The organism is Streptomyces sp. NPDC002130, from assembly GCF_040296465.1.
Taxonomy (GTDB): Bacteria; Actinomycetota; Actinomycetes; order Streptomycetales; family Streptomycetaceae; genus Streptomyces.
In genome coordinates, this window is record NZ_JBEOXI010001060.1 from 1 (window position 1) to 1,182 (window position 1,182).

At 63.3% G+C, this 1,182-nt stretch carries 1 protein-coding gene and 1 pseudogene; both read left to right on the forward strand.

All coding sequences use genetic code 11. The features are described from left to right. Positions 1-430 precede the first annotated feature (430 nt). Positions 431-1,090 (forward strand): AMP-binding protein, encoded by a 660-nt coding sequence (locus ABT116_RS48380; RefSeq protein ID WP_351647898.1) that lies wholly within the window; start codon positions 431-433, stop codon positions 1,088-1,090. Continuing rightward, positions 1,087-1,182: pseudogene (locus ABT116_RS48385) on the forward strand (dihydrodipicolinate synthase family protein); the annotation flags it as partial. The gene ABT116_RS48380 and the pseudogene ABT116_RS48385, both read left to right, overlap by 4 nt.

Sequence of the window (1,182 nt, forward strand, 5' to 3'; positions counted from 1 at the left end):
ACCAACATCGTGTCGGTCTTCGACACCGGCGAGGTGTTCTCGTAGACGCGCACACCGAGCTCCCGGCAGGCGCGCTTCAGGCCCCAGGCGAGCTTGGCCGGGTGCAGCAGCCGAACTGCTCAAGCAGTTCATCGTGCACAACCGAATGATGACCGGTGGTTTTGTCATCAAGGATCAATTGGTCTCGCTTGCCGAGATCACCTGCCCCATCCTGGCATTCGTCGGCGAGGTCGACGACATCGGTCAACCCCAGGCGGTCCGTGGGATCAGTCAGGCAGCGCCGCGGGCAAAGGTCTACGAATCTACCTTGCGCGCAGGTCATTTCGGATTGGTTGTCGGTTCCACCGCGGCCAATCACACCTGGCCGACCACCGGTGAATTCGTACAGTGGACCGAGACGGGTGGGCCTCTTCCGGACCGTATCGCGAACATGGTCTACGGCGCCGACCTCGAAGACCAGACCGGTGTGTCGATCAGCAATCGGATCATCCACACCGTGGCCTCGGTCGCCGAAGTCGGAGCAGGAGTCACCAAGGGAATCAGTGACCTTGCCGCCGGTGCCTTGCGCGGCACTTTCGAATTGTCGGGAGAAGCGGCACGAGCATTGCCGCGTTTGGCACGGCTCAACCAAATTCAGCCGCACACCAAGATCTCGCTGAGCCAATTGCTCGCGGAGCAGCGTCGAAAGGCGCCGAACGGAGAGTGCTTCCTCTTCGACAATCGTGTGCACACCTATGAAGCGGTCAACGCCCGCATCGACAATGTCGTGCGTGGATTGATCTCCGTGGGAGTGCGTCCGGCAGCACATGTCGGTGTCCTGATGGAGACCCGTCCCAGCGCGCTCGCTGCCATCGCGGCCTTGTCGCGCCTTGGCGCCGTTGCCGTCATGCTTCCGCCGGGGTCCGACATCTCGGCGGCGGTCAAGCTGGGATCGGTTGATCGGATCATCACCGATCCGGAGAACGTCGACGCTGCAGTGGTCACCGGTAGGCCGGTCTTGGTGCTCGGCGGCGGCGATGCCCGCGGCCTCGAGGTGGATCCGTCACACGACGTGATCGATCTCGAACAAATCGATCCGACGAAGGTCTGACGACGCCACGGGTCCTCGACCACGTCGCGTCGGTGACGGCTGCGGGCGCGGACGCGGTCGTCGTCACGGCCCCGTTCTACACCCGCACCCAT

Coding starts and splice junctions, on each gene's coding strand:
- ABT116_RS48380 (WP_351647898.1), top strand. CDS start 431: ATGGTCTACGGCGCCGACCTCGAAGACCAGACCGGTGTGTCGATCAGC.